General features: G+C 39.1%; 13 protein-coding genes. 1 reads left to right on the top strand and 12 read right to left on the bottom strand.

All coding sequences use genetic code 11. The features are described from left to right. Positions 1-14: 14 nt before the first annotated feature. The 12 genes from OCH02_RS10230 to galU form a co-directional block, all read right to left on the bottom strand. Positions 15-1,205 (bottom strand): glycoside hydrolase family 5 protein, encoded by a 1,191-nt coding sequence (locus tag OCH02_RS10230; protein WP_261431130.1) that lies wholly within the window; start codon positions 1,203-1,205, stop codon positions 15-17. Positions 1,206-1,212: 7 nt separating this feature from the next. Continuing rightward, positions 1,213-2,217 (bottom strand): glycosyltransferase family 2 protein, encoded by a 1,005-nt coding sequence (locus OCH02_RS10225; RefSeq protein WP_261431129.1) that lies wholly within the window; start codon positions 2,215-2,217, stop codon positions 1,213-1,215. Continuing rightward, positions 2,207-3,169 carry a polysaccharide pyruvyl transferase family protein gene (locus OCH02_RS10220; RefSeq protein ID WP_315899181.1) on the bottom strand — a complete coding sequence of 321 codons (963 nt, stop codon included), beginning with the start codon at positions 3,167-3,169 and terminating at the stop codon, positions 2,207-2,209. Before OCH02_RS10220 ends, OCH02_RS10225 begins: the two co-directional genes overlap by 11 nt. A gap of 10 nt (positions 3,170-3,179) precedes the next feature. Then, positions 3,180-4,637: an MOP flippase family protein gene (locus OCH02_RS10215; protein WP_261431352.1), complete on the bottom strand. Its 1,458-nt coding sequence runs from the start codon at positions 4,635-4,637 to the stop codon at positions 3,180-3,182. A gap of 4 nt (positions 4,638-4,641) precedes the next feature. Next, positions 4,642-5,631, bottom strand: coding sequence for a glycosyltransferase family 4 protein (locus OCH02_RS10210; RefSeq protein WP_261431128.1), 990 nt, complete (start codon positions 5,629-5,631; stop codon positions 4,642-4,644). Between the two features lie 38 nt (positions 5,632-5,669). Continuing rightward, positions 5,670-6,884 (bottom strand): EpsG family protein, encoded by a 1,215-nt coding sequence (locus OCH02_RS10205; RefSeq protein ID WP_261431127.1) that lies wholly within the window; start codon positions 6,882-6,884, stop codon positions 5,670-5,672. A gap of 111 nt (positions 6,885-6,995) precedes the next feature. Continuing rightward, positions 6,996-8,108: a glycosyltransferase gene (locus OCH02_RS10200; protein ID WP_261431125.1), complete on the bottom strand. Its 1,113-nt coding sequence runs from the start codon at positions 8,106-8,108 to the stop codon at positions 6,996-6,998. A gap of 60 nt (positions 8,109-8,168) precedes the next feature. Further along, complete coding sequence (locus OCH02_RS10195) at positions 8,169-10,364, bottom strand: polysaccharide biosynthesis tyrosine autokinase (protein WP_261431123.1); 2,196 nt, start codon at positions 10,362-10,364, stop codon at positions 8,169-8,171. A gap of 15 nt (positions 10,365-10,379) precedes the next feature. Further along, positions 10,380-10,814: a protein tyrosine phosphatase gene (locus OCH02_RS10190; RefSeq protein WP_198642553.1), complete on the bottom strand. Its 435-nt coding sequence runs from the start codon at positions 10,812-10,814 to the stop codon at positions 10,380-10,382. A 19-nt stretch (positions 10,815-10,833) separates the two neighbouring features. After that, positions 10,834-11,970 carry a polysaccharide export protein gene (locus OCH02_RS10185; RefSeq protein ID WP_261431120.1) on the bottom strand — a complete coding sequence of 379 codons (1,137 nt, stop codon included), beginning with the start codon at positions 11,968-11,970 and terminating at the stop codon, positions 10,834-10,836. 282 nt (positions 11,971-12,252) lie between these two features. Beyond that, positions 12,253-13,146, bottom strand: coding sequence for a UTP--glucose-1-phosphate uridylyltransferase (locus OCH02_RS10180; protein ID WP_261431119.1), 894 nt, complete (start codon positions 13,144-13,146; stop codon positions 12,253-12,255). 45 nt (positions 13,147-13,191) lie between these two features. Continuing rightward, positions 13,192-14,091 carry a UTP--glucose-1-phosphate uridylyltransferase GalU gene (galU, locus tag OCH02_RS10175; protein ID WP_261431118.1) on the bottom strand — a complete coding sequence of 300 codons (900 nt, stop codon included), beginning with the start codon at positions 14,089-14,091 and terminating at the stop codon, positions 13,192-13,194. Between the two features lie 671 nt (positions 14,092-14,762). Here galU and OCH02_RS10170 point away from each other — a divergent pair. Next, positions 14,763-16,349, top strand: coding sequence for a TerC family protein (locus tag OCH02_RS10170; protein WP_261431117.1), 1,587 nt, complete (start codon positions 14,763-14,765; stop codon positions 16,347-16,349). The last annotated feature ends 9 nt before the right edge of the window (positions 16,350-16,358 follow it).

The following is a 16,358-nucleotide window of genomic DNA, read 5'->3' as shown; positions in this document are numbered from 1 at the left end:
ACTTTAAATTTAAATTACTTTTTTATAGTACATAGCAAATCTTTTTTAGTTCCCCCTTCACTGGGACAACTGACCTGCACCACTCCGGTATCACCACTCAAAATATAATCATTCCAATCTTTATTTGTGTTATCCAACAGATTATTTTTTACAGTACTTTGTTTTTTCCCATTATTTTCCGACGGTGAATAGTTCCTAATAATACTCCCAAGGACTTTAATTTGTTGAGCTGATTCTTTCTCTTGTAGGTCTTTTTTATAAAATCCGAAGTTATGCTCTTTGTTATCAACATTAGTTCCATCGTTTATTAGATCATACCACCACACCCCCTTTATATAGCCAGTTTGCTTAGCTAATATTGAGTACTCAATGACCCAATTCGCAGCATCTACTTCGCTAACCCCTCCTCTCCCAAAATATGTAGGATATCCCATTTCAGTTATATATAAAGGTATATCTTTCCCAGCAATAGTCTTTATTTGTCCGGAAAATGATGAAATATTCATTATCGCATTTTTTGGAATATTGAGATTTTTATTTGCCAGCATATAAGAATAAGGATGCAATGATATACCATCGACATAATTAAGTAATCCATTTTTAATTAAATCAAGCATCCACTTTCTGTCACGATGAACCAAAGGGTTAAGCGAGCCCGTTATGATAATAGCATCAGGATCAGCTTTCCTAATAGCCATTGACGTTTCCTTAACCAGCTTTAGATATATGCTATCATCTGGCCTCTTAAATTTTTTTGGCACCCCTGCTCCAACCAACCACTCATTCCAAATTTCATAGTACTTAACTTTCCCTTTATAGCGTGAAGCAGTCCAATGAGCATAGTCAGCAAATTTTTTTATTTCATAGTCAGAGGTTGGATAGTTTCTATTAGTTATATTTTTATTACCGTAGTCTAACACAAGAAGTATATTTACATTTTCCTTAGCAGACTTATTTATAACTTCATCAACACTTTCCATCTTCCCATTAATTGCGTATTCCCCCGGCACTCTTTCAACCTGATCCCAAGTAAAGTCCTCTCTTATAGAGCTAAAACCAGTGCCACCAACTAAATTTAGGTATTTACTTCCATCACCTTCATAGCTCCTTAAATGCACACCGACCCCTAACTCAAAAGCTGAGCTATATGTAGACCACATAAATAGTAAGACTAAAAAAACAGCACCACATTTTGAGTGAGACATATATCACCTATCTATGAGTTAATTTCCTGAAAATTTTCATGGGAATATTAATAACCTTGTACACTATAAAGTTATTTATTGCTATTTTTTCTAAGGGTGATGCGAATTTTTCAAATAAAGTTAAAACTCTGCCATTAACTTCATTTGAAGGAGTAATATTTGAACTCCGTTGAATAGATAGAATATTAATGAGATTTGCTCTAATTCTTTGTAAAAGCGCTTTCTTTGCAGTTAAACTCGAACACGAGGTTACTAATAAGTCCCCCTGTGAAGTTATAGCCTCGACATATCCAATTATATTCTTTTCCGTAAATTGAGACTGCATGATGGAACCTTTCCTTACTCGTCTCAAAAAGAACACACTACTGGATACATATGTTACTTTAGCTTTAAAAAAAAGTTGAGGTGTGAAATCTTCATCCTCATGAATTATTGGCTTGAATTTCAGTGAATTTCTTTGAACGATATCTTTTCTGAAAATATACATCCATGCATTAGGGTAAAACGTATTCTTTTTCGAAAGTTCAATAAAACAGTCTTCACCAGTTTCAAAAGAGCCCTCCACACCTCTTGAGTAACTAGGGAGTTTCCTCATGTTTTTTACATTTTTGCTATCAACGTCATAAAAGGACTTTGCTGAAAATGCGAATATATCTAATTCGGAACTAACTTTTAGGGCCTGTAAAAATGCCTCAGTGAGCCCCTGAACCAATAAATCATCAGAGTCAAAATAATATACATACTTACATCTAGCCAAAGATGTGCCTATGTTTCTTGCAATACCTAACCCATTATTATTTGTAGAGTGTATTTCTATAAAGCTATATTTTTCAAATTCTAAATTAAGTATTTCAAGTGAACTATCAGTAGAGCCATCGTTGACAATTACAATTTGAGCTGGGCGCGGATTAAGCGCGATCACTGAATTAATTGCATCTGACAAATAATTTTCAACATTATAAACAGGAATTATAACTGTAAGATCTAAAACATCTACATCTTCATTTCTCATTTGCTATCTCGCAACCATCAACATCTTTTGTCCAGGCATTATAATATCCGGAGTTTTTGCCATAGGAATTATCAATTAACTTAGTTTTCATCCCTAAAAGACATGCGAGAATATGACCATGCATACGCGAAGTCACAACCTCACCGTGCATCATAAAATATTCATTCATTCTTTTAACTAAACGATTGGTATAACTATACCAGATCGCATTTACAGGGATGACGTTGATTTTAAGCTTGTTATTTAACAACTCACCATGGTGGCATATCTTTAAAATAGCTCGATCTTTAGCAGTACAAATGTCTTCCCAATCTTCAGCTATAATTTTTTCGGGCATAGTTACTAATTTTGTAGGGATTTCACTTATTTCAATATCCTTTCTCAACATCCAGAGCGTTTCATTTGACACATTAGATATGGACTGCTTAGGAAAGGAATCATATAGAGAATGTGCCATATCTGGACATAAATATGTTTTCTTGCTGAAATAAGAACTTAAAAGTTCGAAACTTCGCTCATCTCGACAAAAAATATGTAGATTATTATGTTTTTCAAAAATTTGAGATGAAGCAATCATACTTTCTTTGTTTGAGAAATGTACAGTTTGAGGAAGTATAATAATTTTATTTCCTGGATAATTCTCTATTACTCGCTCTCGTAATTTTTGATGTGCCGGATATAAATCACCGAAATTTCCACCGCCATGCAAAACAATAATTACGTCGTCTGGAACTTTTTTATAATCATGAAAAAAACGATGACTACCAAGATCTGAGTACCTTGCAACAACATTATATTCCATATTAGAGAAGAACTTCTCTGCTCCTTTAAGGATCAACAAGTCACCCACATTTAAATGCAAAGGGTAATCCAAATAAATTATTTTGCTTTTTTTTGGAACTACCGATGTAATAACTGAGAGATTTTCATTTAACACTTTCATTTTATTCATAGAATACCTATTAAAACCGACCCTTAATAACTTCTTTCAATTCAAGTAGAAGTGGTGACGATGAAAAAATAATTGTTGTACCGTAAACACAAACCCCAATAAAAACGGATATGAATAGCACAGCAGTATTATTTAAATCAAAGAAACTTTCCGTTACAAACTTAAATACCCATACGAAAACTAGCATCGGAAGAGCAGTTTTCAGAGGCACTATTAAACTCAAAAGATATTCTTTGTAACTATCTCCTAAAATAGGCTTTATCAAAATAAAGTAGCTGAGCACAGTGTTTATCATCTGAACAATTAAAAAACCAACAGCCACCCCTGTAACGCCATAATACAGCCCACCGACAAACATTGTCGGAAGAAATAAAATCGTCTTAAAAATGTTAAATTTAAAGCTAATATCTACCCTAGCTTTAGCCATTAGCAATGCACCGATCGGATTACCTACAGAACGTAGCAGGCCAACAATGCATAAAATTTGCATTACCGGAGTAATAAACAACCATTTTTCACCGAACATAAATAATACAAAATTTTTCGCAACTATAGCCAGTCCGAGTAAAAGAGGGAAGTTTATTATTCCAACCAGGGAAAGTAATTTATAAAAATTAATCCTCAGTTTTTTAGTATCATCTTGTATTTTTGAAAAAGCAGGAAATAAAACCCTCGTGATAATTGGGTTCAATTTCATCGGAGGTATTACAGTCATATTATATGCTAAGTTATACCCTCCAACAGCTATAGGACCGAGTAATCTAGCTAGAATTACCGTTGAAATATTCACATTGAAAAAGTTAACTAAGTTATCAGCAGTAAGGTAAGCCCCAAATTTTAAGTTATCCTTTATTTTATAAATAGAGAATGAAAAAGATGGCCTATACATTTTCACACCATTGACATAGAACAATATGGTTCGTACTACAGAGTTAACGAGGTATCCCCATACAGCCGATATCGCAAATGGGTAGTATAACGCTATACATATAGTAAACAAGAAACCCACTAGAAAACTCGTCGTTTCAATTTTACCAATTATTGAAAATTCTAATTCTTTCTGAAGTAACGCTCTGTACTGTTGCCCGTGCGGAATAAAAATAAATGCAATGGACAAAAGCTTAATTAATTTATCTAAACCAGCTAAATTTAAAAAACTTGATATATAACCACTCAAAGAAAAAAAAACAGAAAAAACAAAAAAACCAATTAAGACATTAATCCAATATAGAGATGTTAACTCATCAGGAGTGATATTTTTCTTTTGAATTATCGAGTTTGATATTCCGAAATCTGAAAGAGTATCAGCCAATGCAATAATAATCATGGCCGCTGAAAGCAAACCGAATTCTTTGGGTTCCATAACCCTGGCTAGAATTGTCATCTGCAACAAACCTAACCCAACAATACATACTGTTGAAAGAGCGGTCCATTTTGCCCCTTGAAATGCCTTAGCTTTTAACCCCATTTTTTTACCCAATTAATTTTTTCAATTCTTGGTTGATTTTATTTGTTGTTTTTTCCCATGTAAATTTTTTAGCTTGCTCTAAACCTTTTAATTTCAAACTTTCTGCCACTGACTCAGAATTAACCACTTTTTCCAGAGAGTAAACCATTTCATCTATATTACATGGATCTACAAGTAAAGCTGCCTCCCCTGCAACCTCCTTAAGCGAAGTTCCATTAGACGTTATTACAGGAGTACCACACGCCATTGCCTCTATCACTGGGAGACCAAAACCTTCATATAATGAGGGGAAAAATAACAATGAAGCCCCCTTATATATTGTAGCCAATACATCGTCAGAAACTTTCCCTGTGAATATAACATTCCCATCGATTCCATAATTATTAATTTCTTGCATTAACTCATTAGTAGTCTCACCAGTGAAAAGGTAATCATGTGTTTTCGATAGACTTGACCTAGCATATGCTTGAAGTGCCATTAACTCATTTTTATGCCGCCTACGATTTCCAACTGTCAATATATATGGACGAACCGCCGCATAATTATCCACATTAAAGTTAAATGATGGTGAGACACCGTTCCCAACGACTATTACCTGACCACTATCTACATGACTCCACTCGCAGATTCGCTCCTTTGAGAACTCAGAAACGGTGAATATTTTTGCTGATTTTTTACACGCATTTTTTAAAATTGTATTGTAGTATATTTTTTTTAATAGTGTTGTATTAGATATTACATCTATGTGATTTAAGTCATGTACAGTTATGATACATCGCTCTAAAAATTTTAATGGTGAGTTATATCCTGGTGAAAAAAAACATCCTTTATTATTACTCAAGTATTTTGTAAGCCTAAAACTATCATATTTACTGGCTGGATCCCCATCTAATTTTATTTCTTCTAAATTATCTACAGCGCCATAGATCTCTCGTGCAAACCTTCCAATACCATGCTCGCCAATCCACCTCCCATCAAAGAGAATCTTTGACATAACACCTCCTAAAAATTAATTTTAAAAATTCAATTTAATTATAATGCGTAAATATAATATAAGGCTTCTGTTGAATACCAAGGATAGCTATACCATAAATCAAATCCATCCATTCTTTCACTATAATACGGCCCCAACGTCACCACCCTAACAATAAAATATAGAACAAGAAGCACCCTATATACATTACTAATCCGATAGAATGCAAAAAACATAAAATACCCTAAAGCAACAGCTGACATCACTAGAAATATTCTTGATGACAGCAATGGAATGGGTAATAAAAACAAGTAAGACATGCATGCTAAATAAAAGAATTTCTTTATTTTTTCTAACTCGCCGTTTTTTGGTCCAAAAAACCAAAAACCAACAAGCATTACAAACATATATTTTAAAAAAGTATTCCCTGTTTCGGTACTATTTCTATCTGCTATATTATTATAATACTGCAGCTTAGCTGCCAACTCACCGACAACCGGTATATTAAAGAGTATAGACAATTGACTTAACAGTAATGAGAACAATAACCCAAAGAAAAGAAATAGCCCGAGAGTTATAAATTTTCTCTTCCTATTATCGCTTAGGAATATTTTCAGAACCACATATATTGGAAGTGATGATAAATGCCCTCCTATAGCGAGAATCATTGAAATGATTCCTTTCTTATTTTTCAAGCCATAACTTAAGGCAAACAAAAGAAAAGGCGTTGCTATCATTTGCCTCATCAGTTGAGTTGATAATGCAAACATGAAAAAACCGATGCACGAAGCTACACAGAGAGATTTTTTTGTCCCCTCCAATTGATCCAAACCATATTTCTCTAACCATAGATAAAAAGTAAAACAACTAAAAAAGGAAACTAAAAAGAATAAAGCGGTTGGTTTTAGTTCTCCAAAGAGAATTATAGTTATTTTGAAATACAATGAAATTAGAAACTCAATTCCTTGAGAATACTGAGCTATACTTCCGCCCTTCAATAACTCTTGGTAGGCGGAGTAATAATGAGCAAAGTCATCGCTGGTCGATAAAAAATACCCTCGTGATGAGAAAATGATACAACCACAAACTATTGCAAAAATGCTCAGATATACTCGCAAATATCTGTTAGCAAAAAACGTTGGAAATATAACAAGAAGAGATAAAGAAAAATAGAATGCAAGTAGCGGCGAAAACAATCCTATTGCAATTGAAAATACAAGTAACATACCGAATAGTAACTCATATAACTTGAGCTCCATTTTATTTATATTCATAAGCCAAACCTTTAGAATTCGATTTCTTAATCACTTTAAAACATTGACCAAGCAAACTATCCATACTGTTCATCTTGTCTTTTACTGGTTGTGAATTCTATAATGATCATATTAACTTATATTACTTTGATTCTTGTTTATAATAGTGAGCATTTTTTTTGTCTTTTCTTTCCATGACTGATTTTTTACAATGACTAACTGACTTTCCAAAAAAGCACTATCTCGCGCTTTCAAATAGCTATCCAATAATTCATTATAGTTTTTGTACTCATACAAAAATGACACTTCACTTCTATAATCAAGATTTACTCCACGATACAATACATTTAATCCTGAGGCGGCATACTCCCATAATTTCATTGGGCTCCGTCCCCTATTTGCACCTGAATCATTTAAAGGAAGCAAACCAACCTTTGCGGCCCTAAGCTTTACAGCAGTTTCTTTATAGCTTATAGGTCCACAGAACTTAAGATTTTTTAATTTTAACTCTAATCGTCCAACCTCATCCTTCAACGCTGCATCGATAGGACCATATATACTAAATTCATCATCTACAAACGCTCCAGCCAGACACTCTATGGCTTTAATATCAAATCGATAATCTATAGCACCTATATAAACAGCGCCGTTTTTTACGACATCTTTATCTATAAAGAAAACATCATCATCATATCCGTTATTTATAACCTCAATGCTATCTTTAATAGGATTTTTTAAAGCTAACTCCGCGGCAACTTCCTTCGATGTAGCGATTGTACAATTCGCCTTCTCTAGTAATCGACGCTCATACTCTAAAACCTTGTCTCCAGCCATTGAGCTATAGTTATCAGTTGGTCTATAAATAAGGCTTTTAAATTTAAATATATCGATGTATGGCTCAAAAAAAGGATAGTCACAAATAACCACATCGTAGTAATTTTCTCTGCGGTTGTGGGCATTAAATAATAAATTTAAAAATTTATTTATTATAATAACAAATATATTTCTCTTCATGGTTATTGGAAGTAAAAACTTTAGTTCTTTGACTTTTATCGCTTCTTCCGTCTGAATTATACCTTGTTTTTTCTTCCCGAATATCTTATGGATAAACGAATACGGTGTCCCTACAAAAGTCACATCATTACCATTCTTTGCCAATTGATTTGCATAATGATGACTACCTATTTTAAAATTAGATACAGCACGAGTGTGACTTATAATTAATACTCTTTTCCCTGATTCCACTTAACCACCTCAATAAATGAATAACTGCCACTATATTTATATAGCGGCAGTCAAAGTCAATCATTTGCTTTTATTGCTATCATAATTATAACCATAATAGTTATAACCATAACCATAATAACTGCTTGCCTTTTTGACAACACCATTGAGGATGCATCCTTTAACATTTACACCGCTCTGCTCAAAACGCTTGATACTCACGTCAATCTCTTTGACCGTATTATTTTCAAAACGTGCTACGAGTAAAGTAGTCCCAGCATAGCGCCCAATAATAGCAGCATCAGTTACAGCTAAAATTGGTGGTGTATCTATCATAACAAGGTCATAATTTTTTGCTGCCCACTCGAGAAGCTCTTGAAATCTTTCATGCATCAGTAGTTCTGCCGGATTCGGTGGAACCTGTCCCCTTGATATGAAATCAAAACCAGCACTCGGAATAACCTTGATTACATTTTCTCTTTTTACCTTTCCAACAAGATAATCAGAAAGCCCACCATCATTATTGACGTCAAATAGTTTGTGAACATAACCTTTTCGCATATCCGCATCTATAAGCAATACTTTTTGACCGCTCTGCGCGATAACAGATGCTAAGTTTGTACTTACAAATGTTTTACCCGCACTAGGACTTGCACCAGAAATCATTACAGCATTATTTTGTGCTTCCATCATTGCGAAATGCAAACTAGTCCTAAGACCTCGGATTGCCTCAATAGCCAGGTCTGCTGGATTTTCAACAGCTAAAAAAGCACCTGACTCATTTATTTTTCTCTGCCCGCTGGTCAAACGTCTATTTCTTGCTTTATTTAAAGTATTCTTTTGCAACCATTCAGAAACAGGAATGCTTGCATAAACATTAATACCTTGCTCTTCCAATTGCTCTGGAGACTCGATTCCTCTTCGTAGGAATACATTAACCAAGACAACACCAATAGAAACAAACCCACCTAAGAAAACACCAATAATTATGATTAAAAGTTTTTTTGGTTTTACTGGCGTAGGTTCGGTAATTGCCCGATCAATTATTCTGACATTTCCTATTGCACTAGACTTTGCAATATTTAACTCTTGTTGTCTATTCAAAAGCTGCATATATACAGCTCTACCAGAATCAACATCCCTACTTAATCTCAAGACTTCCTGTTGAGTCGCTGGCATTGCTGAAATCTGCTTATTCAACTTTGTTTTTTCTTGTTGCAATGTTTCTCTTTTTTGCATCAAGGCATTGTAAGTCGGGTGGTCTTTTGTATAAAGTTGAGAAATCTCCGCTTCTCTAAATGTCAACTCATTTAACTGATTATCAACATTGACGATACGATTTAAGACAGACTGTGCTTCCAAATTTAAATCAACTGAATCCTTTTGTCGACGATAAGCATTTAATTTATCTTCGGCTAAATCAAGTTCTGCACGAACTTTAGGAATCTTTGCATCTAAAAAATCTAGACTCTTAGAATCTTGAGCCGCTTGACGATCAATGTTCTGCTGTAAATAGTTTGTACTTATACTGTTTACTATTTTACCAACTAACTGAGGGTCTTCACCAGTTACCGCTAAGCTTAGCATTCCCGTATCTTTGCCTTGCTCTTCAACTGTAAATATTTTTTGTAAATTAACAATTGCTTCTAATTCAGTTAACAGCTGAACACTAAACTCAGTGCCTGTAGTGGCATCCAAGCTGTCCACTTTCAACGTGATTCCGTGTTTATTATAAATATGTCCAACACTACTTTCATCTTCGAAATCATCGCCAATTATCTTAACTTTTTTTTCACTTAAAACTAATATAGTTAACTCTGGTGTTTTACTTTCCCCGTCAGCTCTAGGAATATATAAATGGCTAATTTTTATATCACCAGGTTTACTTCCTAATAAACGTTCAAAGCCACGACCAAATATCGGAAAGTATTTTTTCTCAGTTACCACTTGCAGGTTTAAATCACTAACGGTTTTTCCCAAAATCATCCTGGATTGCAGCAATGATATTTCTGGTGCAGATTGCGGCTGTCTATCCGGGAGCATTTGACTCAAATTATCTAGAATTGCATTACCCTGTTTTTGCTCAACCTGGATCAAAGCATTCGCCCTATATACAGGTGTCGAGAAGATGCTATATACAATACTGAGCGTTAAAAACATCGTAGTAATACCAGTAATTAACCACCGATGGTCTATTATCTCACCTAAAAGCCGACCAAGGTCGAATTCGTCTGATTTATCATTACTGGAATTTTTTGCTATATTCTTGTTTAACATTGTAAGTCCTACTGACTATCGACTTAAGGCTAATGCCCATTTCTGAGCTGATTCATCAAGAAGACCGTATACGAACTCAAAGGCTTCTCGACTCTGGCGATATGGATCAGCTATCTCACGCTGCCCAATCCAATGACCGAATAACATGGTTTTACCTCTAACCTCCGGTGCCAGACGACAAACAGCCTCAATATGACTTTTTTCCATAACAAGAATAAGATCGAACTCACGACACATTGTAGCCGTAAGCTGCTTCCCTTGATGGCCTTCTAGAGACAGTTCATGCGACGATGCAACTTCTTGCGCTGTAACATCTGCAGGTTTTCCTACCAATGCACCAAGACCTGCAGAAATAACTTTTTTTTCTGGCAAATTTTTCTTCAACAACCGTTCTCCAGTTGGAGAACGGCAGATATTTCCAACACAGACGACTAAAATTGAATTAAACATATCCATACCATTTCTAATACTAAGGCCAATTGCGGATACGAAGTGTCCCTTCGGTAAGGTCATTGAAACCTGAAATTGTCGGTACTAGTTGGCTAATAACCCTATTCCAGCGGACAACAGGTGCTGTAGTCACATAAACAATATCATAAGGCTGAAGATGGAATTCCGTACCCATTACCATTGCTGCAGCATCAGATGCATTTAATTGGTAAATATTTGCCAATTTTTTGCCCTCAGTGCCACGCAGTGGGCGAATAACAAAAACGCCTGTTGCATCAGAGAAAGATTGGTCCATTCCTTCAGCATTACCTAAGGCTTCAGTCAAGGTCATGCCACTACGATCCATTTTTAGCGTAGTCTGCTTCTTAACTTCACCCATCACGAAAACTTTCAAATCATCATTGCGTGGTATGTAAAGAATATCCCTTGGGTAAAGTAAGTGATTCTGAGTTAGGTCACCTTTCTGCATTAATGCTTGTAATGAAATGCTTATTTCTTTTCCGTTATGTGTCAAAACAACATTACGCCAATCTGCATTTTCGGATAAGCCACCAGCCGAATTGATCGCATCCATTACAGTCATAGGGACATTTGTTATGGGTTGTTGACCCGACTTGATTACTTCTCCAGTAACATATGCCTTTTGGGAACGAAAAGCAGCGATGCTGACATCTACCTGTGGACTTTCAATATATTTCGCCAGTCTAGATGCTATATCGCTGCGTACTTCGTTGACTGTTTTACCTGCAACCTTCACTTTGCCTATATACGGATAGAAGATAGTGCCATCCGAGTTTACCCAGTTACCGGTATCACTAGCACTACGATACTGGCCAGCGGGCGTTGTCAGTTCCGGATGATCCCATACCGTGACCATCAGCACATCACCGACACCAATTCGGTATTCATAATTCTGTAGTTCACGCTCAAGCGAAGAATTTGGTTGGGCGACCACTGGCTTGGGCCGCATTTTTTCAACGAGACTTGGTGTCATCGGATAGACATTCACCAGCTTATCGATATCAAAATCCCCATCCTGCTGTTTTACAACGTCTTTCCCGCTAGTTGAAAGGTGAGTACCCGGTACTATTGTGCAACCGCTAATCACACTGATTGATACCAAAAGTGGTATCAGTTTCCATTGTTTTTTTGCCATCGAGTTATCATCACTATCAAAGTAAAAATGTTTGCGGTGCTAAGTCCCAAGCCGACCATTGCGCTTATCTGGCACTCAGCAAAAAGTGTGTTATCTGCTCAGTACATATGAAAATTCGCATTCATTGAGCAAGCATTGAATTCTAGTCTGCTAGTATAAGCGTTAAGTTGAGAGCATTATTACATAATAATCAAACAAAAGAGTATGTACATCAACCAAACGCAACTGAAGGCCGCCTAAGTATTACACTTAGTCAGCCCTCAAAATTTTTCGCGGCATTAATTATAATGATAGCTGCTCAGCCCACTCGCGAAAAGCTTTGCCCTGTGTGGGGTGGCGTAAACCGTAAGTGACAAACGCACGCAGGTAACCCATTTTCTCCCCGCAGTTGAACGATTCCCCAACCAACTCTATCGCTTCAACCGGTTTGTGCTTCAACAACTCGGCAATGGCATCTGTAAGCTGAATTCTTCCCCAAGCGCCTGGCTCTGTTTTCTCCAATAGTGGCCAAATATCTGCGGACAAAACGTATCGTCCTACTGCAGTATAATTGGACTTCAGTTGAACCTCACGACCAGGCTTTTCGATAATCGAGGTCATACGCGAGCTTTCACCAGGCTGCAGCTTGTTGGCTTCACATTCAACCACCGAGTAGTCGTGTAAAACATGCTCATCAGCAGCCTGAACCAGCACCTGGCTCAAGCCCGTTTGTTCAAAGCGAGCAATCATATGCGGCAAGTTGTCTTTCTTCAGATCGGCTTTTGCATCATCAAGCAAGACATCGGGCAACAACACAACAAAGGGCGAATCCCCAACCAAAGGTTTAGCACATAGTACCGCGTGCCCCAGCCCCTTCGGTTGCCCCTGACGAATATGCATCAGCGTCACGCCTTTTGGCGTAATCGACTGCACCTCGTCCAGCAACTGGCGCTTAACACGCGCTTCAAGCATCGCTTCCAGCTCGAACGAGGTGTCAAAATGGTTTTCGATTGCATTCTTGGATGAATGCGTCACCAGGATGATCTCTTTGATCCCCGCCGCAACGCACTCATTAACAATGTATTGAATCAGCGGCTTATCAACGATCGGCAGCATTTCCTTTGGAATAGCCTTCGTTGCAGGCAGCATACGCATACCCAGGCCTGCAACGGGAATGACAGCTTTTAACTTGGTCATGGTAATCCTCTTGATATCTTATGATCGTCTTCTCAGCCGTAACGCTTACTTGCTGTTCAGCGTCTGTTTCAACCACTGGGTAAAGTCTTCACCTTCCGAGGAGTGACGCAGACCATATTGTACGAACGCTTTCATATAGCCCAGCTTATCACCGCAGTCATGTGATTTTCCGCTCATATGGAAAGCTTCTACGGTTTCCTGTTCCATTAAAGCCGCAATGGCATCGGTCAGTTGAATTTCATCGCCGGCACCCGGCAAGGTTTTTTCCAACAGCGGCCAGATATCGGCAGACAGAACATAACGGCCTACTACCGCCAAGTTGGAGGGGGCATCTTCAAGCGCTGGCTTTTCTACTACCGCTGTCATCGGGGTGCTCTCCCCTGCCGACAGTGTTGCACCGCCGCAATCGACGACGCCATATTTCGAGACATCCTGTTCCGGTACCGGTTCCACCATAATTTGGCTAAAGCCAGTCTCTGTGAAACGTTCAATCATCTTGGCCAAATTTTCTTTACGCAGATCCGCCGTGGAATCATCTAACAATACGTCAGGCAGTAGTACAATAAAAGGTTCGTCGCCTACCATAGGTTTGGCGCACAACACAGCATGGCCCAAACCTTTTGCCTGCCCCTGACGCACTTGCATCACCGTCACATCTGCCGGGGAGATAGTCTGTACTTCTTCCAGTAACTGACGTTTGACGCGTGACTCCAATACCGCTTCAAGCTCAAACGAGGTATCGAAGTGGTTTTCGATCGCATTTTTGGAAGAGTGGGTAACCAGCACAATATCCTTGATCCCGGCCGCCACACATTCATTCACAATGTACTGAATCAATGGTTTATCGACCACCGGCAGCATTTCTTTAGGAATGGCTTTTGTCGCCGGCAACATACGGGTTCCCAGGCCAGCTACAGGGATCACAGCCTTCAATCTTTTTTGCATGTTTTTTCATCCAAAATCAAATAACTACAACGTAGCCGACCTAAGTCTGTTCCCAGATGCTTACGAAGCCTGGGTCGCATGATTTAGACACGCTACCGCCCTTGGCTCTCAGCTACCAATGTACTGTCATCGTTCTCTATGGGCGACCAGATTCAGCCGCACTTTAATGTAAATGGAGGGACGTATTCTTTCGTGAAGCGCCTGTCAGATCACAAATACAACAAAATAAATATGCCCTTATAACCAAACGATGATACTTGTAAATGTTTATGTGGCTAAGATTCTTATACTATTGCTTTATCGATACAAGCCCAAGATACCTATTCGGTACCCTTTTCAGAATAAGACTACCCACAGGGGCGAACAGAACAAAGTGTAGCAGCCGCAAGAATCTATAACGATTTGATTTTTAAAAATTATATTTACGCTGTTTTTATCAACAGGCGTCTAAATCCCTTATTCCAGAAACAGTCTTCATTTTCAGAAAATCCCCATTCCTCGTGGTGTTACATTTTGAACACCTGCTGGAGGGTCGAATTTTTATGCATTATTGTTGCTTGGCTTTTTCATTTAGCAGGCAGGCCCTCTGTTTTAAAGTTGAATTTTCCCGCCTCAACACCCATCATTCGCTTACGGCATAAGCCGTCGAACTTACAGGTGAAATTGGGCGTATGGAATGGATCGCAGATCCAACAATTTGGGCCGGCCTGGCCACTCTGGTCGTGCTGGAAATCGTTCTGGGTATAGACAACCTTATCTTTATCGCCATCCTGGCGGAAAAATTACCAAAACATCAAAGAGATAAAGCCCGTATTGTGGGTTTATTACTGGCGTTGCTGATGCGCCTGGCACTGTTGGCCTCCATCTCATGGTTGGCGACACTGACACAACCGTTGTTCTTTGCCGGCGGACACCCCTTTAGCGGCCGCGATCTGATAATGCTGGTTGGGGGTATCTTCCTGCTGTTCAAAGCCACCATGGAGCTCAATGAGCGACTGGAGGGTAAAGATGAAGAACAACAGGGCCAGCGCAAAGGCGCTCGTTTCTGGCCTGTTGTGGCACAAATCGTGGTGCTGGATGCGGTCTTCTCACTCGACTCGGTGATCACCGCCGTCGGCATGGTCGATCACCTGGCAGTCATGATGCTTGCGGTTTGTATCGCTATCGGACTGATGTTGCTGGCCAGTAAACCGCTAACGCGCTTCGTCAATGCCCACCCGACAATTGTCATCCTGTGCCTGAGTTTCCTGCTGATGATCGGTTTCAGTCTGGTTGCCGAAGGCTTTGGCTACCACATTCCGAAAGGTTATCTGTATGCCGCTATCGGCTTCTCGGTGATGATCGAAGCGTTGAACCAACTGTCGCAGTTCAACCGACGCCGTTTCCTCTCGACAGCACGACCACTGCGCGAACGTACCGCAGAAGCCGTACTGCGCATGTTGAGCGGCAAGCACGAAGAAGCGGAAATCGACAACCAATCGGCCAACCTGTTGGCCGACAGCGGCAATGAAAGCGGCGAAATTTTCAACCAACAGGAACGCCATATGATAGAGCGCGTGCTGGGTATGGCACAGCGTACAGTAAGCAGTATCATGACCTCCCGTCATGACGTGGAATATCTCGAATTGAATGATCCGCAGGAAAAGCTGACCCAATTGTTGGAGAAAAATCAGCATACGCGCATCGTGGTAGTGGAAGACAGCGCCAGCGATGAACCCCTCGGTGTCATTCATACCATTGACGTGCTGAAGCAGCAGTTAACCCAGGCGCCACTCGATTTACGTGCGTTGGTACTGCAGCCACTGATTTTCCCCGAGCAGTTGACCCTGCTGAGCGCCCTGGAACAATTTCGCCAGGCACAGACGCATTTTGCCTTTGTTGTTGACGAATTCGGTTCGGTGGAAGGGATAGTCACGCTGACCGATGTGATGGAAACCATTGCCGGTAACCTACCGGAAGCCGGAGAGGAAGTCGATGCCCGGCATGACATTGCGCAAAATGATGACGGAAGCTGGACCGCCAACGGTTATATGCCGCTGGAGGATCTGGTGCTGTATCTGCCATTACCGCTGGAAGACAAACGTGAGTACCACACGTTGGCCGGCCTGCTGATGGAACACAGCCAGCGCATTCCCCAGGAAGGCGAGCGGTTGCGGATCGGTGACTACCTGTTTGAACCGCTGGAAGTCAGTAGCCACCGTATTTTGAAGGTAAAAATCACCCCGTTGTTGGTACCAGAACCAGACTACGAGGTTTAAACCGGGGCC

The sequence above is a fragment of the Serratia quinivorans genome, from assembly GCF_946227985.1.
Lineage (GTDB): Bacteria > Pseudomonadota > Gammaproteobacteria > Enterobacterales > Enterobacteriaceae > Serratia > Serratia quinivorans_A.
The sequence above is the reverse complement of the archived record's forward strand: the minus strand, read 5'-3'. Positions and strand labels throughout refer to the sequence as shown.